This is a genomic window from Maribacter sp. C-4077 (genome assembly GCF_055378385.1).
This window is the reverse complement of sequence record NZ_AP038807.1, coordinates 1,998,550-2,018,432: the sequence shown is the minus strand read 5'-3', so window position 1 is coordinate 2,018,432 and position 19,883 is coordinate 1,998,550. Positions and strand designations below refer to the sequence as shown.

The 19,883-nt window shown below is 45.1% G+C and carries 21 protein-coding genes; 14 read left to right on the top strand and 7 right to left on the bottom strand.

The features are described 5' to 3' along the window. The first annotated feature begins 1 nt into the window (after position 1). Positions 2-1,300, top strand: coding sequence for a Zn-dependent hydrolase (locus tag ACZ41C_RS08760; RefSeq protein ID WP_138257967.1), 1,299 nt, complete (start codon positions 2-4; stop codon positions 1,298-1,300). Between the two features lie 72 nt (positions 1,301-1,372). After that, positions 1,373-2,926, top strand: a complete 1,554-nt coding sequence (locus ACZ41C_RS08755; RefSeq protein WP_138257968.1) for a M20/M25/M40 family metallo-hydrolase — start codon at positions 1,373-1,375, stop codon at positions 2,924-2,926. A 25-nt stretch (positions 2,927-2,951) separates the two neighbouring features. Here the strand turns inward: ACZ41C_RS08755 and ACZ41C_RS08750 are convergent, their stop codons facing one another. Further along, on the bottom strand, positions 2,952-3,671 hold the full coding sequence (locus ACZ41C_RS08750; RefSeq protein ID WP_464565638.1) for an SGNH/GDSL hydrolase family protein: 720 nt from the start codon (positions 3,669-3,671) through the stop codon (positions 2,952-2,954). 159 nt (positions 3,672-3,830) lie between these two features. Between ACZ41C_RS08750 and ACZ41C_RS08745 the strand changes: the two genes are divergently transcribed. The 7 genes from ACZ41C_RS08745 (at position 3,831) to ACZ41C_RS08715 (ending at position 10,130) form a co-directional block, all read left to right on the top strand. Next, a complete protein-coding gene (locus tag ACZ41C_RS08745; protein WP_464565636.1) occupies positions 3,831-4,097 on the top strand; it encodes a hypothetical protein in 267 nt (88 codons plus the stop codon). 177 nt (positions 4,098-4,274) lie between these two features. Next, complete coding sequence (locus tag ACZ41C_RS08740) at positions 4,275-7,424, top strand: WD40/YVTN/BNR-like repeat-containing protein (protein WP_464565634.1); 3,150 nt, start codon at positions 4,275-4,277, stop codon at positions 7,422-7,424. Between the two features lie 12 nt (positions 7,425-7,436). Next, positions 7,437-8,009, top strand: coding sequence for a pentapeptide repeat-containing protein (locus ACZ41C_RS08735; protein ID WP_138257971.1), 573 nt, complete (start codon positions 7,437-7,439; stop codon positions 8,007-8,009). Then, positions 8,009-8,392, top strand: coding sequence for an SMU1112c/YaeR family gloxylase I-like metalloprotein (gene gloA2 / locus ACZ41C_RS08730; protein ID WP_138257972.1), 384 nt, complete (start codon positions 8,009-8,011; stop codon positions 8,390-8,392). Before ACZ41C_RS08735 ends, gloA2 begins: the two co-directional genes overlap by 1 nt. Before the next feature lie 52 nt (positions 8,393-8,444). Then, positions 8,445-8,936, top strand: coding sequence for a DUF6265 family protein (locus ACZ41C_RS08725; protein WP_138257973.1), 492 nt, complete (start codon positions 8,445-8,447; stop codon positions 8,934-8,936). After that, positions 8,937-9,290, top strand: coding sequence for a hypothetical protein (locus ACZ41C_RS08720; RefSeq protein WP_138257974.1), 354 nt, complete (start codon positions 8,937-8,939; stop codon positions 9,288-9,290). It abuts the gene before it with no gap. 39 nt (positions 9,291-9,329) lie between these two features. After that, on the top strand, positions 9,330-10,130 hold the full coding sequence (locus tag ACZ41C_RS08715; RefSeq protein ID WP_464565631.1) for a sulfurtransferase: 801 nt from the start codon (positions 9,330-9,332) through the stop codon (positions 10,128-10,130). Positions 10,131-10,315: 185 nt separating this feature from the next. On the opposite strand, the gene ACZ41C_RS08710 is transcribed toward ACZ41C_RS08715, so the two are convergent. Further along, positions 10,316-10,780, bottom strand: coding sequence for a CBS domain-containing protein (locus tag ACZ41C_RS08710; RefSeq protein ID WP_125221560.1), 465 nt, complete (start codon positions 10,778-10,780; stop codon positions 10,316-10,318). A gap of 119 nt (positions 10,781-10,899) precedes the next feature. On the opposite strand from ACZ41C_RS08710, the gene ACZ41C_RS08705 reads away from it, so the two are divergent. The 4 genes from ACZ41C_RS08705 (at position 10,900) to ACZ41C_RS08690 (ending at position 15,492) form a co-directional block, all read left to right on the top strand. Continuing rightward, a complete protein-coding gene (locus ACZ41C_RS08705) occupies positions 10,900-13,185 on the top strand; it encodes a M28 family peptidase (protein ID WP_464565629.1) in 2,286 nt (761 codons plus the stop codon). Further along, positions 13,178-13,984, top strand: coding sequence for an SDR family oxidoreductase (locus tag ACZ41C_RS08700; protein WP_138257977.1), 807 nt, complete (start codon positions 13,178-13,180; stop codon positions 13,982-13,984). The genes ACZ41C_RS08705 and ACZ41C_RS08700 overlap by 8 nt, the downstream gene beginning before the upstream one ends. Before the next feature lie 126 nt (positions 13,985-14,110). Next, positions 14,111-14,485, top strand: a complete 375-nt coding sequence (locus ACZ41C_RS08695) for a hypothetical protein (protein WP_138257978.1) — start codon at positions 14,111-14,113, stop codon at positions 14,483-14,485. Positions 14,486-14,790: 305 nt separating this feature from the next. Next, positions 14,791-15,492: a tetratricopeptide repeat protein gene (locus ACZ41C_RS08690; RefSeq protein WP_138257979.1), complete on the top strand. Its 702-nt coding sequence runs from the start codon at positions 14,791-14,793 to the stop codon at positions 15,490-15,492. 55 nt (positions 15,493-15,547) lie between these two features. Here ACZ41C_RS08690 and ACZ41C_RS08685 read toward each other — a convergent pair whose 3' ends face one another. Next, entirely contained in the window at positions 15,548-15,955 is a 408-nt protein-coding gene (locus tag ACZ41C_RS08685; protein WP_464565626.1) for a nuclear transport factor 2 family protein, read from the bottom strand. Positions 15,956-16,028: 73 nt separating this feature from the next. After that, positions 16,029-16,529 carry a hypothetical protein gene (locus ACZ41C_RS08680; RefSeq protein WP_138257981.1) on the bottom strand — a complete coding sequence of 167 codons (501 nt, stop codon included), beginning with the start codon at positions 16,527-16,529 and terminating at the stop codon, positions 16,029-16,031. A gap of 65 nt (positions 16,530-16,594) precedes the next feature. On the opposite strand from ACZ41C_RS08680, the gene ACZ41C_RS08675 reads away from it, so the two are divergent. Then, on the top strand, positions 16,595-17,536 hold the full coding sequence (locus tag ACZ41C_RS08675; protein WP_138257982.1) for an NAD-dependent epimerase/dehydratase family protein: 942 nt from the start codon (positions 16,595-16,597) through the stop codon (positions 17,534-17,536). A 7-nt stretch (positions 17,537-17,543) separates the two neighbouring features. On the opposite strand, the gene ACZ41C_RS08670 is transcribed toward ACZ41C_RS08675, so the two are convergent. The 3 genes from ACZ41C_RS08670 to ACZ41C_RS08660 form a co-directional block, all read right to left on the bottom strand. Further along, on the bottom strand, positions 17,544-18,305 hold the full coding sequence (locus ACZ41C_RS08670; RefSeq protein WP_464565623.1) for an SDR family oxidoreductase: 762 nt from the start codon (positions 18,303-18,305) through the stop codon (positions 17,544-17,546). A gap of 196 nt (positions 18,306-18,501) precedes the next feature. Beyond that, a complete protein-coding gene (locus ACZ41C_RS08665; protein WP_394349866.1) occupies positions 18,502-19,362 on the bottom strand; it encodes an HAEPLYID family protein in 861 nt (286 codons plus the stop codon). A gap of 75 nt (positions 19,363-19,437) precedes the next feature. After that, the gene (locus tag ACZ41C_RS08660; protein WP_154917474.1) at positions 19,438-19,773 is read right to left on the bottom strand and encodes a hypothetical protein; all 336 of its coding nucleotides are present in this window, start codon (positions 19,771-19,773) and stop codon (positions 19,438-19,440) included. Positions 19,774-19,883 lie beyond the last annotated feature (110 nt).

Genomic DNA, 19,883 nt, shown 5'->3' with positions numbered 1-19,883 from the left:
AATGAAGTATCAATCCAAACCAACCCTTCTTTTCTTCCTGTTCCTATTGTCTTGTATTTCAGCGAATTCCCAAATTCTTGTGAATCAAGACCGATTGGAACAACGGATTTTCGATTTGGCAAAATTCGGACTTCAGGAAAATGGCGAAACGGAGCGGGTCGCTTTTAGTGATGCCGATTTGGAAGCCCATCAATGGGTAATAAATGAACTTACAAAAATGGGGCTTGATACCCATACCGATTTTGCAGGGAACATAGTGGCGACCAGGTCGGGTACAAAAAAGAACATAAAACCCATCGTTTTCGGGTCGCACATAGATCGTGTCCCAAACGGAGGTAATTACGATGGCTGTGTGGGCTCCATGGCCGCTTTGGAGGTGATTAAGACCTTGAACGAAAACAATATCAAAACAAAACACCCGCTTCAGGTCATCATCTTCTCCAACGAGGAAGGCGGTGTTATGGGTAGCAGGGCCATTGCCGGACATTTGGGCAAGAGTGCCCTAGGCGTTAAAAATTCCACGGGCTACACCATGGGCGAAGGCATCATGCGTTTGGGCGGGGACACTACCCGACTTGCGGAGGTTGTACGAAAAGAGGGTGACGTGGCCGCATTTTTGGAGCTTCACATTGAACAGGGAGGCATCCTTGAAAAGGAAAATTTGGAAATTGGGGTGGTAGAGGGTATTGTGGGACTTAAATGGTGGGATGTCGTATTTACAGGTTTTGCCAACCATGCAGGCACCACGCCCATGGATGCCAGACAGGATGCGCTATTAGCAGCGGCAAAATTCATCGTTGCCGTAAAGGAAATCACCAACAGCTTTGACGGGGCCCAAGTAGGTACGGTGGGACGGATAAAAGCGGAGCCAGGTGCGCCAAATGTAATTCCTGGAAAGGTAACCGCCAGCTTGGAAATACGGGATCTCTCATCGGATGTAATCCAAAAGGTGTATCAGGCCATTAAAACCAAAACGGAAGAAATTGCAGCTTCCTCAAATGTCACGGTGGAATTCCGTCCCTTGGATACAACTGCGGACCCTGCCATTATGAATTCGGAAGTACAAAAAATCATTGCCGAAAATGCCAAATCCTTGGGATTGACCTATAAATATATGCCCAGCGGAGCGGGACACGATGCCCAGGATATGGCCATCCTTGCCCCCACGGGAATGATCTTTGTTCCAAGTAAGGGAGGTATAAGCCACTCCCCCAAGGAATTTACTTCTGCAAAGGATATGGCCAATGGGGCCAATGTGCTCTTAAAATCCTTATTGGAGTTGGATAAAAAATTGGATTAATTGGGATACTTTAGATATCATTTTCGGGGTTTTATCCCTACCTTGAAAGCATATCACTAATAGCTACAGAAAATGCAAAAACAACTACTATTTTCCATCCTGTTCATTGTTGGATTCTTCCTAAATTCTAATGCCCAAACCGTTGAAGAAATGGTGGCGGCCATAGAAAAAGAGGGTACCGAAAATTCCCAATTAGAGGAACTGGCCTATCAATTGATGGACCTCAATGGCCCAAGGTTGGTGGGTACGCCAGAAATGAAATCTGCGCACGATTGGGCGGTAAACACCTATAAAAGCTGGGGCATCGATGCGCAAAACCAGCAATGGGGCACCTGGAAAGGATGGCAACGGGGCATTACCCATGTTGATATAGTACATCCCAGGGTGGCCTCCTTGCATGCTACCCAATTGGCTTGGAGCCCAAGTGCGGGTAAAAAGGGAGTTACGGCCGAGCTTATTGCCCTCCCAACAATACAGGATTCCTTGGCGTTTGCCCAATGGCTTCCCAATGTAAAGGGGAAAATCGTGATGGTCAGCATGATGCAGCCCACCGGAAGACCGGATGATAATTGGGAAGAATTCGCTACCGAAGCTTCCTTCAAAAAAATGAAGGAAGAGCGGGAAGCGATGGAAAAAGCCTGGGACGAGAACATGAAAAATACCGGATATTCCAGCAGGACCATCAACAAAGTTTTGGAAGAAGCGGGAGCGGTAGCCATTGCACAATCCCGATGGTCGCGTGGATTTGGGGCGAACAAAATTTTTAGTGCCGGAACCGACAAAATTCCCGTAGTGGACATTTCCTTGGAGGATTATGGGATGCTATACCGTATGGTGGAGCACGGCGCCAAGCCTCAGATCAAGATTATGGCGGAATCCAAGGAACTTGGTGAAGTACCTACCTTCAACACCATTGCCACCATTCCAGGAACGGAACTCCCCGATGAATACGTAATCTTATCCGCCCATTTCGATTCTTGGGACGGGGCTACGGGTGCAACGGACAATGGCACAGGGACCATCACGATGATGGAAGCCGCACGGATACTTAAAAAGTTATACCCCAATCCCAAAAGGACCATATTGATCGGTCATTGGGGAAGCGAAGAGCAGGGGTTAAACGGGTCCAGGGCCTTTGTGGAGGATAACCCAAAAATTGTGGAAGGACTTCAGGCACTGTTCAACCAGGATAATGGTACGGGAAGGGTGGTGCGTATTTCAGGGCAGGGCTTTCTGCATGCCTATGATTACCTAGGCCGATGGTTGGAAGCGGTTCCGGATGCCTATAAAAACGAAATTGAAACTACATTTCCCGGTACACCTGGAGGCGGCGGTTCAGATTATGCCTCTTTTGTGGCGGCAGGGGCACCAGCCTTTTCGTTGAGCTCCCTAAGTTGGGCCTATTGGAACTATACGTGGCATACCAATCTGGATACCTATGACAAAATTGTCTTTGACGACGTTCGGAACAACGCCATCCTTACGGCCATCCTAACCTATATGGCCTGTGAGGACCCAGAAAAAACATCTAGGGAAAAAGCGGTATTGGGTATCGATCCCAGAACCGGGGAACAACGGGAATGGCCATCCCAACGTAGTCCTACCAGAAAGGGTGGCATGGATTAAAACTCATGCTATCGGGAAAATGCACCTATGAAGGTAGTAGTGCCGATCGTATGGTCAGGCTCCAAATTTCATAACCCGCTTTGTTTAAGTGTAGTCCATCCGCCATATACAGTTCGGGCCGAGGTTTGTGGTCTTTGGATATCATCGGGTTAAAGACATCAATGAATTGGGCCTGTAGTTCATGGACCACATACTTTTCCAATAACCGATTGGTTTCCAAAATATCCGGAAGCATCTCCTGCCTTGCCATCGTGGGTTTTATGCTAATAATCGCCAAAGCTATGTTTGCATCCTTTGCCTTGATTTTTTGCACCAACCACTTGAAGTCGGCCAAAACTGTTTCGGGGGATTTTCCTTCGCCCAAATCGTTCTCCCCAGCATATAGAACAATTTTGCTAGGATGTAAAGGGCCGAATACCTCATCAAAATAATGGGCACACCAAGCATAGTTGGAACCACCAAAACCCAGGTTCAACACATTTAAGGGAGCAATGTCTTCCCTCATATGCACCCACAGCCGTATGGAGGAACTCCCATAAAAGACAACTAGGTTTTCTTGGTTTTCAACACTTCGGACCCTCCTTTTGAGTCGGTTTATCTGGTTGCGCCAGAAGTCGGAGGGGTCTTCGCCATCCGGTAAGACATTTTCAGATATTTCGTCCAAAACATCATCGGATGGCACCTTAAACCCTATATCCCTCCAAAACGTTATAAATCCCAATTTTAATTCCTTTAGATATTCCATTTAGCAGTAGCTATAGGGGGCAAAGGTACGATATGCCGATTAGTATCTGGATGTAACCCCATTTCATATAATTATCTTTAAATAACATTCGTACCTAGACCCCCTACACAAGAAGAATTCCTCACTAAAGGAGAGGCTTCCTTTAAAAAGCTTCACTCCTTGATTAGGGAGGGGTGTTACGCGACAGCGGAACGGGGTGGGTCGAGGTTTCTTACCGATACTTTTTCCATCGCCGAAAAAGTATCCAAAAAGGCTAGGCTGATTTTAGGATACTTGAAATCCAGCAAGTCCTTGGCCCGCATCGCCCAGGCCGTTTCCGATTGCATCGGAATACTATTTGGGCGATTTCCTTTTGCCAAGTCCAAGGACGCCCGGATTTACTACGTATCCCAAAATAGGCCGGTATACTCCTTAAAATTCATTTAAGTCACCTGCTACATTTAAAACCCGAAAAAGCTCCCCTCCCTGTTTAGGGAGGGTTGTTTCGCGATAGCGGAACGGGAGGGTCGGGTTAAGACTTTTTGTATTTGCTGAGATTCCAACTTTTGAACGGAAAATATACCCCAATTCATTATCTTCATAGCCCTAAAACCATCCGAAACCATGATACAAAAACTAAGCTGTCTCATCGCACTACTTTTTATTTTACCAACTACCTTAGAAGCCCAACGTAGAAAAAACAGAAATCAATCGGACTATATAAAAGTTCAAGACTCCATGTTCACTGGCCTAAAGTGGCGAAACATTGGCCCTTCAAGAGGCGGTAGAAGTGTTGCCTCCACTGGGGTCGTTGGTGAACCCATGACCTATTATATGGGAACAGTAGGCGGTGGCATCTACAAAACTACGGATGACGGACTTACGTGGAAGAATATTTCGGACGGCTTCCTAAAAACAGGTACCGTAGGGGCCATTGCCGTGGCGGAAAGCAACCCGAACATCGTATTTGCAGGTATGGGCGAACATGCGGCCCGGGGGGTGATGACCTCCATGGGCGATGGGGTCTACAAATCTAACGATGCCGGAAAGACCTGGACCCATGTGGGCTTGGATGAAACCCGACATATTTCGGATGTGATCATTCACCCAAGCAATCCTGATATTGTTTTTGTCGCGGCCCAAGGCGCCCAATACGGACCCAGTGCACAACGGGGCATCTATAAATCCGTGGACGGTGGAACCACGTGGGAGAACGTCCTTTTTGTGGATAACAATACGGGAGCTTCCTCCCTATCCATGGACATGAAAAATCCCTTGATTCTGTATGCGGCCATGTGGCAACACAGAAGATATCCTTGGGTGATGGAATCTGGTGGTAAAAATTCTGGCATTTATAAGTCTACTGATGGCGGCTCAACATGGAAACAATTGAAAGAGGGACTTCCAGAGGAAATGGGGAAAATTGGCATATCGGTTTCCAGGGCCAATCCGGAAAAGGTTTTTGCCGTCATTGAGGCCGAAGGTGAGAAAGGCGGGGTCTATCGCTCCGATGATGCCGGAAAAAAATGGAGCCAGGTGAATAATGACCGTATCAATATTGCCAGGGCCTGGTACTACATGGAAATTTTTGCAGATCCGCAAAATGAGAACGTAGTGTACGTCCTCAATGCCCCGGTGACCAAATCCATCGATGGGGGTAAGACCTTTACACCTGTACCTACTCCTCACGGAGACAACCACCATTTATGGATCAACCCTTATGACAACCAGAAGATGGTCAATTCCAACGATGGGGGTGCCAATGTCTCAAACAACGGTGGAAAAAGTTGGAGTACCCAGGAAAATCAAACAACCGCCCAATTTTATCGCGTGATTACGGATAATTTGGTGCCTTATAATGTGTATGGCGGACAACAGGATAACACGACGGTGGCTATCGCCTCCAGGACCAACGATTCCGGTATCGATTGGAAGGACTGGTATCCCGTGGCGGGAGGTGAGAGTGCCTTCTTGGCCTTTGACCCGGATGACCCCAAATTGATTTATGGTGGCACCTATCAAGGTAATATCGACAAGTGGGACGCTGCGACCAAGGAATCCAAACCCATCAAACAATATCCGGAACTGGGCCTCAGCATTGCTCCCAAGGATGCGAAATATCGGTATAACTGGAATGCACCCATCATTACATCGCCCCATAACAGACAGACTATTTACCATGCAGGGAACGTCGTTTTTAAATCGACCGATGAGGGTATCAGTTGGACCGCCATCAGTCCGGACCTGACCAAAAACGAAACCGACAAGCATGGCCCAGGCGGAACCCCCTTTACCAATGAGGCCGCGGGGGGCGAGAATTACAATACCCTAACCTATTTGGTAGAATCCCCGCATGAGGAAGGTGTACTTTGGGCAGGTAGTGATGACGGACTCTTGCATGTAACTCGCGACGGTGGCCAAAACTGGCAAAACGTAACCCCATCAGGAATCCCCGATGGTATTGTGAACAGCATTGAGGTTTCTCCCCATGACCCGGCAACCGCATACGTAGTGGTCATGCGCTATAAGTCCATGGACTTGAATTCCTATATATTTAAAACATCTGATTACGGTACTACTTGGACCAAAATCGTAAACGGCATCACGGGAGAGCATACCTTTACGAGGGTCGTTCGGGAAGACCCCAAACAAAAGGGGCTTTTGTACGCTGGCACCGAAACCGGTCTTTTCATTTCCCTAAACGATGGTGCCCATTGGCAGCCTCTGCAATTGAATTTGCCTATAGTGCCCATTAACGACCTCATTATCCATGACAATGACCTAGTAGCCGCTACGGCCGGAAGGGCCTTTTGGATTCTGGACGACCTATCGGCCTTACAAAATATTAAGACCGAAAAGCAGGCAGTAACCGTTTTTCAACCCAAGGACACGTATTTATTTTTTGGAGGCTATACTGAAAATCCAGGGCTAGGGGAAGGCTCCAACCCAAAAAGTGGCGTGACTTTCGATTACTATCTGGAAGAAAAACTGGATTCCACTGAACTTAAATTGGAGGTGTTGTACAAGGGCAAGGTCATCCGCACCCTAACCAACCAAAAACCAAAGGATTTTAAATCGTGGCCGGGAGGTCCTTCAAAACCGGAAGTTTTGCCATCCAAAAAAGGCTATAACCGCTTTACATGGAATTTTAGAAAGGACCCCATTGTGGCCGTGGACAAGGTATTCGTTCTGGGAGGCGATCAAGGCTCGACCGTGGCCCCGGGAACCTACACGCTGCGTCTTTCCATGCCCGGAACCACTTCCGAAACGGAAGTCAATATTTTGGCAAACCCCAACGTAAAGGCAACTCCGGCGGACTATGCAGAGCAACAGGAAATGTTGAATACCATTGATGAAACGGTCGTGGACATACATGAAGCCGTCAATGCAATGCGGTCTGCCAAGGCACAACTGGAAAATTATAAAAAGTTGTTGAAGGATACCGATAGTGCTTCGGAGTTACTAAAACAGGGGGATTCCATTTTGAAAAGGATTACACAATGGGAAGAAAAATTGATACAACCCAAACAAAAAACATTTCAGGATGTCATCAACTTTAAGAACCAGCTAAATGCGCAACTTCTGACCTTAAAAGGCTATATAGACGTGGCCGAACCCAAGGTTACCCAAGGGGCCAAGGAACGGTATAGGGATCTGTTGCAGCTTTGGAACGGACTCAAACAAGAGCAACAAACCATCATTCAAAAAGAAATGGCGGAGTACAATCAAACGTACCGTTCTTTGGAGCTTCCAGCTATTATTATGGAAGAATAATGATAGAAATATATGGCCGATTTTATCTGCGACCGAACCTTCAAAGCGCAGGATTTCACCAAAACCCGTTTAAAGAGGGCGGAATATGAAAACTGCCGTTTTGAAGGTTGCGATTTTTCCGATGGCTTTTTGGACAACCAACACTTTATGGAATGTACCTTTTTGGAATGCAACTTGAGCAACGCCAACGTGGTCAATACCATTTTTAAGGAAGTCCGCTTTGAGCATTGCAAGATGATGGGGTTAAAGTTTGAGACATGCAACGCCCTGTTCATTGACTTCGGTTTTTTGGACTGCACCTTGAATTATAGCTCCTTTTATGGCCTAACGCTGAAAGGGCTTCGCATGGTAGACTCGAAACTTATTGGGGCCGATTTTACGGATTGTAACTTAACGCAGTCCCAATTCGTTCGATGTAACCTTGAAAATGCCCTATTTCAAAACACCAACCTCTCCCAAGCGGATGTAAGCACTTCAACCAATATGAATATAGATCCGGAAAGGAACGTTCTGTCCAACTGTACGTTTTCCATGGAAAATCTGCCCGGATTATTGGCCAAATACAAAATAAAGGTAGTTTCCTAATGCTTTCAAAGGTCCATCATATTGCCATTATTTGTTCCGATTATGAAAAATCCAAGGAATTTTATACCCAATTTCTGGGACTGACCATTTTAAATGAAACCTACCGAACCGAGCGGGATTCCTATAAACTGGATTTAGCCCTAAACGGTCATTATATCCTAGAACTTTTCTCCTTCCCCCAACCTCCAAAACGCACTTCCAGACCGGAAGCTTGTGGATTGCGACATTTGGCCTTTCAAGTTGGGAGTATCGAAGAAATGGTCACCCATTGCAACCAAAACAATATTGCGGTAGAACCTATCCGGGTGGATGAAATCACTGGGAAAAGATTCACTTTCATTTCTGATCCTGACGATTTGCCCATCGAATTTTACGAGCAATAATTTTATCCATTTGTAAACGGATAATTGTTACCTTGTTGCAAACGAATCATATATGAGACTATTCTTGATTATTTCCTTGTTTCTTATTCATTCCATAGGTGCACAGAATACCCTTTCTTGGGAAGAAGGAATGGAATCCCCGGAAGCCACCCTCAAACATGTAGAATGGATGACAGGGCACTGGAAAGGGGAAGCTTTTGGCGGCATTACGGAAGAAATCTGGAGTCCGCCATTGGGAGGCACCATGATGTTTTCCTTTAAATTGGTATCGGATGGTACCGTAAGTTTTTATGAATTAGGGCACATCCGGGAATTGGACGGAACTTTGTTATTTCAATTAAAACACTTTGACGGAGACCTCTTTGGGTGGGAAGAAAAAGAAGAAACGGTAGACTTTAGATTGATCAAAATAGACGGAAACAGGATCTATTTTGACGAGTTTACCCTTGAAAGGATTTCGGATCAGGAAGTGAATCTATACGTTGTCATAGAGAATGAAGATGGCACCCAGGAAGAAGTGCAGTTCAATTACAAAAGGCAATAGATGGAAAAAAGAAAGTGTCTGGAATGTGGGACGGAAGTGATGGGCAGGGCAGACAAAAAATTCTGCAACGATTACTGCCGAAACGCTTACAATAACAAATTCAACAAGGATAGTAAAAACCTCGTACGGAACATCAACAATCGCCTACGAAAGAACTACCGGGTGTTGGACAGTTTCAAACTTACGGACGGTAAAACAAAGACCACAAAAACCCGACTGATGGACAAGGGTTTTGATTTTGAGTACATCACCAATCTTTATACCACCAAAAAAGGAACCACCTACTTTTTTGTCTATGACTTGGGCTATCTGCCCTTGGACAATGATTTTTATATGATCGTAAAGCGGGAATAATAGTCACGAAAACCGCAAAAACAAAAAAAATCCGAATCTATGAAAACACTAGTATCCGCAACATGGCTTCATCAGCATATGGAAAAACCGAACCTGGTCATTCTCGATGCCAGTTCGGCGACCAATGGAGGGACCATTCCAAAGGCAAGGTTCCTGGACTTGGATCATGCTTTTGTGGATGCCTCCAGCCCTTTTCCAAATACCGTTCCCAAACTGGAACAATTTGAGCTTGCATGTCAAAACCTGGGCATCGACCAGGATTCTGAAATTGTAGTGTTCGACACTAAGGGCATTTATACCAGTCCACGGGTTTGGTGGTTGTTCCAGCTTATGGGACATAGGAACATTAGCGTTTTGGACGGTGGCCTTCCCGCCTGGATAGAAAATGGTTTTGAAACGGTTACGGAACATTTAAAGCCGACAAAAAAAGGAAATTTTAAGTCGGATTATCAAACCGATATGGTAGTGACCTTTGACCAGATCAAGGCTAATATCGACCAACAAAAATTTGTCATTGTGGATGCGCGGTCGGCCGGCCGATTCAACGGAACGGCTCCAGAACCCAGAAAACACCTACAGAGCGGCAGTATACCAAATTCCGTGAATCTTCCTTTTGAAGAGGTGTTGGAAAATGGCCATTTCAAATCCGCGGAAGAAATCAAAAACCTGTTCCAAGGCATCCTCAAAGAACCCCAAGAAATGGTCTTTAGTTGTGGCTCCGGAATTACGGCCAGTATCATTTTATTGGCCAGTGCTATCGGATATGAAAAAAGTCTAAAACTATATGACGGTTCCTGGACGGAATGGGCGGAATTGAACCAACTAACAACTGACAATTAATAGCACGTTTTGGGAGGTAGCAAAAACCTTCAAAATTTGAATTTTCAAAAATTCCAAATTCCAAAACAATAGCATGACATATTGCAGGTTCATGCGATAGGCTCCATGCTGAAAACATGGCATTGGAACCCAAAAAAAATGCCTCCTTTCGGAAGCACCTTTGTTAACTAACTTGGTTTAAAAATTTATTTCCAATTGTGGCCGCTCAGCTTTAGGGCCGCAATGACGATGTCCTTTCTACTGATCTGCCCCACCAAAATACCGTTGCGCATTACGGGAAGCCTTCTTCTGTTATGCTGGGCAAAGATACCGGCTGCATCGAATATTGAGATATCATCGGGGATGGTTTCCACATTTTTGGTCATGAAGTTCTCCACGTTCTTTTCCAAAATAGGCTGGTTAAAATAGCGGCTCTCTGATATTTGCTTCATACAATCGGCCTCGGAGATGATCCCCACCAAAAATCCGTTGTCATCCAAAACTGGCCCACCGGAAATATGGTGCTTGGCAAACTTTTCCATGACCTCCAAAATCGACTGGTCCGGCCTAAAGGTCACCAATTTGGTGGTCATATAATCGGCCACCAATATAGGGGCCTCAAATTCCTTTTTAACGGTCTTCCTGATTCCTTGAAAGCTTTTGATTCCCATGAGTATATATTTAGCGGTTAATTAATAAATATATTAAAAAAAAGTTAATATGGTAAAAAAAATAGATGAATGGTCACATCTCTTTAATATTTAATAATTTTAGACAGAACCGATAACCAATGAAAAAGACTTCCTCCGTACTTATATTGCTCCTCTTGACGTTGGCCGTGTATTGGAGCATTGCTTCCCTAATGCCCACATATTCCGCGGATATTGACCTTGGTAAGGATAGCTTTTCCACGGATAGGGCCTTGGCCCATGTAGAAGCGATTTCCAAGGAACCGCACGGCGTTGGATTTCCCGCACATCAAAAAGTAGGCTCCTACATCGTTTCCCAATTGGAAAAAATGGGCCTGCAGACCCAATTACAAAAGGGATACACCGCCGGGGACTGGGCCAACCTCAGTAAGGCGACCAATATTCTGGCCAGGATTAAAGGAACGGGTACCGGTAAGGCCCTCCTTTTATTAAGCCATTACGATAGTAGTCCGCATTCCTCCTTGGGCGCCAGCGATGCCGGTAGTGGGGTTGCCACCATTCTGGAAGGGGTAAGGGCCTTTTTGGCCAAAAACGAATCGCCAAAAAATGACATTATCATCCTCATTTCCGATGCCGAGGAATTGGGGCTGAACGGGGCCGATCTGTTTGTAAGGGACCATCCGTGGACCAAGGACGTGGGCCTTGTTATCAATTTTGAGGCCCGCGGGAGCGGTGGCCCCGGAATCATGCTTTTGGAAACCAACCGGGGCAATTATAATTTGATAAAGGAATTTACAAAGGCAAATCCCGAATATCCCGTAGCCAATTCCCTCGCCTACAGCATTTACAAATTGCTTCCCAACGATACGGACCTAACCGTGTTCCGGGAAAAAGCGGATATAGATGGATTCAATTTTGCCTTTATTGACGACCATTTCGATTACCATACGGCTAGAGACTCCTACGAACGCTTGGATAAAAACACCCTCGCCCACCAAGGTAGCTACCTCACCGCTTTGTTAGATCATTTCAGTGCCTTGGATTTGACCACCGTACGAAGTTTGAAGGAATCCGTTTATTTCAATGTTCCCATTTTTAAAATGGTCTCCTATCCCTTTGAATGGATCTGGCCCATGCTCTTTCTGGGCATTGCCCTTTTCTTAGGGTTGTTGGTCTTGGGTATACAAAAAAAGGTACTCAACGGCAAGGACATGCTGAAAGGTTTTGCACCCATGCTCATCGCATTGATCATCAACGGAGCGGTTGGTTACTTTTCTTGGGGCGTGCTAAAATCCATATATCCCGCATACACGGATATGTTGCATGGTTTTACCTATAACGGTCATGCCTACATTCTCGTTTTTGTTTTTTTCTCCTTGAGCAGCTGTTTTTATGCATACCATAAGTTTCAGATGGTAAAAACGCCCAATTTATTGGTCGCGCCCCTCTTTCTTTGGCTGGTGGTCTGCACGCTCATTTGTAGCTATCTAAACGGTGCCGCATTTTTTATCATCCCGGTGTACGCAAGCTTGGTGGCCCTGTATATAGTAATCAACCAAAAAAGTCCCAACGGGTTTTTGTTGTTGTTTTTGGGATTACCGGCCATTTTTATTTTCGCGCCTTTTATTCAGCTATTTCCCATTGCCCTAGGGCTCAAAATGATGGTGGCCAGTACGGTGTTTACTACGCTGACCTTCTTTCTCCTGCTGCCCCTGATCATTCGGATACGAAACAAAAGGGGCTTGGCCTTTTTAAGTTTTTTACTGTTTTTGGGCTTTTTTGTATCGGCGCACATGAATTCCGATTTTGATGTGGATAACCCAAAACCGACCAGTCTACTGTACGTATGGAACGTCGATAAAAACGAAAGCCACTGGGCCACGTATGAAAAGGTAGTGTTGGATTGGACCAAGCAGTATATTGGCGATACCAAAATGCGACCTGAGGAGCTGTCCGAAAACACCATCAGCAGCAAATACGGTTCGGGATTCAGTTACGTAGCAGAAGCCCCAAAAAAGGAAATCGCCCCGCCGATCATCGAGGTACTATCGGATACCGTTATCGGCATGCATCGATCCCTAAAACTCCAGGTTATCCCACAACGCAATGTAAACCGGTTGGAAGTGTTCACCAACGATACGCCCATAGACAAGGCCATGGTGAACGGAATTGCACTTTCTGATTATTACTTAAAAGACCGAAGGAACGGGAAATTGGTAACCCATTACATCACTGACAACGAGCCTACCTTGCTATCGCTCGTATATCCGGCGGATGCAACTCTGGAACTTACCTTTTACGAGGCAAGCAACGACTTGCTGACAAATCCACAATTCACCGTCCCAAAACGACCAGAAGACAACATCCCTATGCCCTTTGTGCTGAACGATGCCATACTAACCATCCAAAAAATGAAGTTTGAATAAGGTAATAGGAGTCATAGGCTGCGGCTGGTTGGGACTTCCCTTGGCAAAATCGCTCGTAACAAAAGGGTATGAGGTAAAGGGTACCACAACCTCCAAGGAAAAATTGGAAACCCTTTCCAATGTGGGCATCGCACCATTCCGGGTATGGCTTTCCGAAAATGAAATACAGGGAAATATCCAGGAATTCCTAAATGGGACGGACACGCTAGTGGTCAACATTCCTCCAAAACTTAGGGGCAAGGGACCTAAAGAGAACTATGTCCGTAAGATAGCACTGTTGGTAGCCAATATATCGACCTCGGCCGTTCGCGAGGTGCTTTTTGTGAGCAGTACATCGGTGTATGGGGACGGCCAAGGGGAAGTGGATGAGGAAACCCTCCCGGTACCGACATCGGAAGCCGGCAAACAGCTTTTGGAAACGGAAAAATTACTCACGGAAAATCCAAATTTTGAAGCGACCATCCTTCGGTTTGGGGGACTTATCGGTCCGGATAGACATCCCGTACATATGCTATCTGGTAGAACGAACCTTTCGGGAGGCAATGCCCCCGTCAACCTTATCCATTTAGAGGATTGCATCGGCATCATTACCTCCATAATCCAAAACAATTTGTGGGGCGAAATAATAAACGGGGTATATCCGGTCCACCCAACAAAGAAATCCTACTATACTCAAAAGGCCCAAGAGAAGGGATTAAACCCACCCAGTTACAATACGAGTGAGACTGAAAATCTGAAAAAAATCACTTCTTGTAATCCTTTTATTACTAAAAATTACGTTTTTTCCGCATCTATTTAGTCTATTTTAACCACAACTTTTGGCGCTTTCACAACAAAGTCCGCCATTTTTTGTTAATAAAATGTTGGTTTTTAATGGGTTATCGACGAAATACATAACTTAGAGTGAACTTTAAAACAAATTGTCATGAAAAAATCTAAGCTTAACGAACGGATTATCATGGAGTTGGAACGCTTGATCGCGCAAAGTTGCGGAGACGAGCGAAAATCCAGGAAGTTTACACAGCTACATGTAGCCTTGCTCAAAAAATATTATAATGCCGCCGATGTTTCCATCGATTATCACAGACACCGCGTAAAAATGGATGTCATAATGGACGATGAAGCCTACAGGCCCGGGAAATTGAACATCAACTTACCCGTCCTGCATACCAACCTTTTGTTTGGCAACCTTAAGAGCTTTCTCCGTTCCTGTATTGACAGGGACCACAAAAGTCTTGGTTTTTATGCCCAACTCCTGAAGAATTTTAAACAAAAGGAACAGGTCTATTCGCTCGCCTAGGAAATTTCGAATAAAGCAAATCAAGGACACCCAACGGTGTCCTTTTTGTTTTATCCCAAAATATGCAATAGAAAATCTAGTATGGTTTCAATCTACTTCAAAAACACGCTATTAAAGCTTTATTTTGATGTAACCATAGCGATTCTATGCTAGAATCAAGAAAACACCTATGTTTATTGTATTTTGAAACATCATTACGAAGTCTTAATGCATAATTTGGGTTTAAGGACAATTAAACGGTTCATTAACAAGTTCATTGGGAATAATTTAATAGTTTAGCGCACCAAAAAATAAATCAGTTCGTGATGAAAAGATTCATTGTTATTTTAGTGCTTACCATGGGTTTCTATGGAACGGCACAGACCAAAAGTGAGCTATTGAAGCATTATGAGGCCTTTTACAACCAAATGCGGTTGCAAGGCGATGTGGATGGTGTCATCAATGCACTAACGCATTTGAACGTGTTGGCCCCTTCCCAGGAGCGTATGGATACCTTGGCCTATATCTATGCCAACGACAACCAGCACCTACAGGCCCTGAATACCATTGGTATTGAAAAAGTGGACACGGATTCAGATTTGGCCGTGCAGGTTAAGGCAATTTCCCTAAAAGCCTTGAACCAACCCAAACGGGCCTTGGAACAGTTTGAAGTACTTTACCAGAGAAATCCAAATCCGTATCTGGCCTATGAGCTGGCAGACCTCAACATTCAAATTGGTGACAATGCCAAGGCATCCACCCACATTGAATACGGCATCGCCAATTCCAAGGACGATATGCGTTATGCTTTTTACGAGCGTCAGCAACCCTATGATGTTCCCCTAAAAGCGGCATTCATTCATTTAAAGGGACTTGTGCAGTTCAACACGGACAAGGAAAACATCGATGCGGCCATTGCGACCATCGACGAGGCCCTGGCCATTGACCCTAACTTTAACCTGGCAAGTTTGAGCAAGCAGGCACTTACCTCTAGAAAACAAGCCCCTGCGGAAGAACCAAAAAAGTAAACTGTTTAAGAAATATTGAAGGGACCGTTCGAAAAGCTTTTTCTTGAACGGTCCCTCAATTTTTACGTAGTTCCTCCAACAAGGCAGTGTCCTTGGCCTCCTTGATCTTGATCAATTCCCCCACATGTTCGTTGGGTACGGCAATGGACAGTACATAGTGGGCAATCTTCCAAGATCCGTCTACCATTTTTAGCACTCCGGAGCCCCTACAAAGTTTCATTTGGGTATCCAAAAGTTCATTGAACCACGCAAACTGTTCGGTAGCGTCCACATAGACATTTCGTTCCACGGCCGTAAAACTCCATGCCCTTCCCTTGTCAAAATGGGGTTTTGCATACTCCTTGAATTCGGCCAGTTGCCAATTTTCCGTAGCATCGATACCGATAAAAACGGCATCATGGGTCATTAATCCGAAATACCCATCAAAATCAGCTTCGGCCGCGGCCCGATGCCATGCATCCAAGGTCTTTTCAACGGTTTTTGTTTCGGTTTCCTACCCGGTTGAAACCGCACATATAAGTAGAAACAGGATATAGCTATACGTCTTCATTTTCGATCAGATCGGTCGGTAGGGTATTATTTACGGTCACATCAAACTGCTTTCTCAGCGCATTATAGGCCGTAATGAGTTCCTTGATGGAATTTTCCGGGTTCAGTCGGTACTCCAAATCTCCCTTGGTTTTTAAAATATACGTCTTAACCACCTTTTGCCTGCCCTTCACCTGAGGGATATTGAACTCCGCCGGGTATTCACTGGCTTCCAATAGCTTTTGCTTTTCTACCAAATCCTCAATGACCAACACCAAATCCTCCCGGAAGCCAATGGTGTAAATACGTTCAAAACTCTGGTGGAAGGAATAATACTCCTTCCATTGGGCCAAAATGGCATCGGACTTCGCACTTACGGCAACCACCGGGGGCAGCTCGTTGGCCATGGTCTCAAAGCTGGATTCGGCTACGTTGGCCGACTCTTGGACGACATCTTTGCAGGAGCCCAAAACCAACAGAAACAAAAGAAAATACAGGAATTTTGGCATGGACCGAAGGTACAAATTTTAAGAAAAGGTATCTTTACCACGCAGGTCATTTAACTACATTTTTAATGGAAAAATACATTTTGATTATCGGTGCATGCGGTCAGATAGGAACGGAGCTGACCCTTACCCTAAGGGAACGTTATGGGAACGACAAGGTCATTGCCAGCGATATACGGGAGGGCAGCGATTCATTGATGAATTCCGGGCCTTTTGAAATCTTGGACGCCACCAATTACGATACCCTGGAGGAAGTAGTCGCCTATTATGATATCAGCGAGGTGTATTTAATGGCCGCCATGCTCAGTGCCACGGCAGAGAAATTCCCCATGCGCGCCTGGAACCTCAACATGAACTCCCTTTTCAATGTGTTGAACCTAGCCAAGGAGAAAAAAATAAACAAAATCTTTTGGCCATCCAGTATTGCCGTTTTTGGCCCAAATACCCCAAAGGACCATACGCCACAACATACCATCATGGAGCCTAGCACAGTGTACGGCATCAGTAAACAGTCTGGGGAACGTTGGTGCGAATATTATTTTAAAAAGTTCAACGTGGATGTGCGCAGTCTTCGCTATCCAGGACTCATTAGCTGGAAGACCATGCCCGGTGGCGGTACCACGGACTATGCCGTGGAAATCTATCACAAGGCCTTAAGCCAAGGGCGTTATTCCTGTTTTTTAAAGAAGGATACCATGCTCCCCATGATGTTCATGGACGATGCCATACGGGCCACCTTGGAATTGATGGAGGCCGATACAAAAAAGATCAAGGTGCGGTCCGCCTACAACCTTGCAGCCATGAGTTTTGATCCCGCGGAAATGGCCCGAAGCATCCAAAAGCATATTCCCGATTTCACCATTGACTATACTCCCGATTTTAGACAGGATATTGCCGATTCCTGGCCGAAAAGTATCGATGATTCCGATGCACAGAAGGATTGGGATTGGCACCCGGAATTTGATTTGGACCGCACTACGGAAACCATGCTGGAAAATTTAAAATCCTAGCAATACCTTACAACATGGTACCGCCTGAGGCCTCAATGCGCTGGCCATTGATCCATCGGGCATCTTCCGTGCATAAAAACGCAACCAAACCTCCAATATCCTCGGGTTCCCCTACCCGGCCCAAAGCCGTTACACTGGACACCATTTTTCGTTTTTGCTCGTTGGTCTTATTCTCGCCGTTGCCAAAATCGGTAGCAACCGCACCAGGTGCTACCACATTGGCCCTGATTTTTCGTTCGCCAAGCTCCTTGGCCAAATACCGGGTAAACACCTCCACGCCACCCTTCATGGACGCATAGGCCGAGGATTTTGAAAAGGTGAATCGGGCCAAACCGGAGGAAATATTGATAATGCCACCACCATCGTTCAAATATTTTAAGGCCTTTTGGGTCAAAAAATAGACCCCTTTTAAATGAATGTTCATCATTTCGTCAAAATCCGCTTCGGTAGTTTCCAAAAATGGTTTGTAAATGCCCGTACCGGCGTTGTTGATGAGAAAGTCGAAGTGGGTGCCCCCCATGGATTCTTGAAGACCCTCTTCCAATCGGCCATAAAAGGCATCAAAAGTGGAAACATCGCTTGTGTCCAATTGCAGGGCAAAGGAATTTACACCCTGTTTTTTTACTTGTGCCACCACGTCCTCCGCTGCAGCTTGGTTGGAGTGATAGGTAATGACGACATCCAAACCTTTCTTTGCAATCTGCAGGGCCATATCTTTGCCCAGTCCCCTACTTCCACCAGTGATTACCGCTATTTTATTCATGCCCATAGTTCAATTGTTTTTGGTTTTCAAAGTTAGCAACCGTTTATATCCAAAGGTGTCGATGGATATTCCGGTCAGATCCGTTTCTTTATCATCATCGGGCCATAAGATACACTCTTTTGTAATCTCAAAGCGTATGGTCGACTATTGAAATGCATTTGGGGACGTTTTAAAAAATATTCGATTACGTCCCCAAGCCCATTTATTTTCTTTTGTGCGCGGGTTCCCAAATCAGTCTAAGAAAGGAGCTTAAACGCTCATTTTCGCGACTCACAGGAATTCCCCCAACGATACCGATCATAAGATTATCGGCTATACCCAATCTCATCTGAGGTCGTATGGTCATGTCAAAATCCCTTCGGTCCATGGTCTTGTTGAATTCCACTCCTATAAAATTTCGGGTACCCGTTATCATATAATGAAAACTGGTATTGATGTCGTACGTGGTGTGAAACTTTTGGGTCTCAAAATTTTGCGCTATCATGGGACCTGTATAGATTAGGGAATGAATATTGGTCCCCCATCGCTTTGCTACGACCAGAAAAGGATTATAGACATTTCCTGAAATTAATGGTGCCCCAAAATTTCTAAAGTTGGACAGTTCAAATTCGTTGATGTATCCCAATGCCATGGAAGTGGCCATAGGTTCGCTCACAAAAAAGGACCATTGCGCAGCTATCTTTATACTGTTTAATTTGTTTGAAGGCAACGAATCCCTTTGGGTACCGTTTAGGGGCGAGTAAAAAGTAAATGGCAGCTCAACTTCCAGTCCCAACCGATCCATGGGGGCCCATTCGTACTCGATCAAGGCTTCGTAGGAATCAAACTTTAAATTATCTGTGAGTCCCAGCCCTAGGTTCCATTCCTTTTCTCCCCTTCTGGCACCCAGATCACGGATAAGATCAATATAAAGAGGTTCCGCATGCAGTACCTTATCGGGTTCTTTTTGGTTTTCCACCTGTTGAATATATAAACTGTCTTTTTCGGCATTTGAAATTTGGGCCATGCCCGTGGCCGAAAGTGTCCATACGAAGAAGAACACCCCTAATTTTTGAGTTTGCATTTTTAATTTGTTAAAGCATTTGAAAATAATCCCATGTCGCTTTTGCGATGGGAAACCAGTGTGCTGAAAAACAAATTAAACCTTGGGCGGAGGTGTAATCAATTGACCAAACCCGTGGGGCAAGTGCATTTGATAATTGGGAAAGGTCTTTATAGCGGTTTCAAAATTCGAAGTATCCAAACCATATTCAAAAAAGAATGCTGAAATAAGATTTATTTTCACCTTGGAAGAAGTATTGTGCTCCTCCGTATCCGGGTCATCAAATTCCTCAAAAGCTTCCTCAAAACCCAATAACTGCTCCACCACAATTTCCACAATACTCTCTTGGTCATTAAAGGCAAGATTTTCTGGAATATATTCTGGCTTTGGGTCTATGGTATCCACACTAATGTTCAAAAGGTACACTCCCATGAAACCCCATAGAAACCTTATATAAACGCTATTTCTTAATTGATCGAACACGGGCCAAAATTACGATCCCGGCTAGACTTACCAAATGTTTAACCCATTTTTAACGTCAA

Bases quoted from the DNA above. Each gene is read 5' to 3' on its own strand.
- ACZ41C_RS08695 (WP_138257978.1), top strand. From the start codon at position 14,111: ATGAAAAAATCTAAGCTTAACGAACGGATTATCATGGAGTTGGAACGC.
- ACZ41C_RS08680 (WP_138257981.1), bottom strand. From the start codon at position 16,529: ATGCCAAAATTCCTGTATTTTCTTTTGTTTCTGTTGGTTTTGGGCTCC.
- ACZ41C_RS08690 (WP_138257979.1), top strand. From the start codon at position 14,791: ATGAAAAGATTCATTGTTATTTTAGTGCTTACCATGGGTTTCTATGGA.
- ACZ41C_RS08720 (WP_138257974.1), top strand. From the start codon at position 8,937: ATGGAAAAAAGAAAGTGTCTGGAATGTGGGACGGAAGTGATGGGCAGG.
- ACZ41C_RS08710 (WP_125221560.1), bottom strand. From the start codon at position 10,780: ATGGGAATCAAAAGCTTTCAAGGAATCAGGAAGACCGTTAAAAAGGAA.
- ACZ41C_RS08670 (WP_464565623.1), bottom strand. From the start codon at position 18,305: ATGGGCATGAATAAAATAGCGGTAATCACTGGTGGAAGTAGGGGACTG.
- ACZ41C_RS08660 (WP_154917474.1), bottom strand. From the start codon at position 19,773: ATGGGAGTGTACCTTTTGAACATTAGTGTGGATACCATAGACCCAAAG.
- ACZ41C_RS08760 (WP_138257967.1), top strand. From the start codon at position 2: ATGAAGTATCAATCCAAACCAACCCTTCTTTTCTTCCTGTTCCTATTG.
- ACZ41C_RS08740 (WP_464565634.1), top strand. From the start codon at position 4,275: ATGATACAAAAACTAAGCTGTCTCATCGCACTACTTTTTATTTTACCA.
- ACZ41C_RS08725 (WP_138257973.1), top strand. From the start codon at position 8,445: ATGAGACTATTCTTGATTATTTCCTTGTTTCTTATTCATTCCATAGGT.
- ACZ41C_RS08665 (WP_394349866.1), bottom strand. From the start codon at position 19,362: ATGCAAACTCAAAAATTAGGGGTGTTCTTCTTCGTATGGACACTTTCG.
- ACZ41C_RS08715 (WP_464565631.1), top strand. From the start codon at position 9,330: ATGAAAACACTAGTATCCGCAACATGGCTTCATCAGCATATGGAAAAA.
- ACZ41C_RS08735 (WP_138257971.1), top strand. From the start codon at position 7,437: ATGGCCGATTTTATCTGCGACCGAACCTTCAAAGCGCAGGATTTCACC.
- ACZ41C_RS08755 (WP_138257968.1), top strand. From the start codon at position 1,373: ATGCAAAAACAACTACTATTTTCCATCCTGTTCATTGTTGGATTCTTC.
- ACZ41C_RS08675 (WP_138257982.1), top strand. From the start codon at position 16,595: ATGGAAAAATACATTTTGATTATCGGTGCATGCGGTCAGATAGGAACG.
- gloA2 (WP_138257972.1), top strand. From the start codon at position 8,009: ATGCTTTCAAAGGTCCATCATATTGCCATTATTTGTTCCGATTATGAA.
- ACZ41C_RS08705 (WP_464565629.1), top strand. From the start codon at position 10,900: ATGAAAAAGACTTCCTCCGTACTTATATTGCTCCTCTTGACGTTGGCC.
- ACZ41C_RS08750 (WP_464565638.1), bottom strand. From the start codon at position 3,671: ATGGAATATCTAAAGGAATTAAAATTGGGATTTATAACGTTTTGGAGG.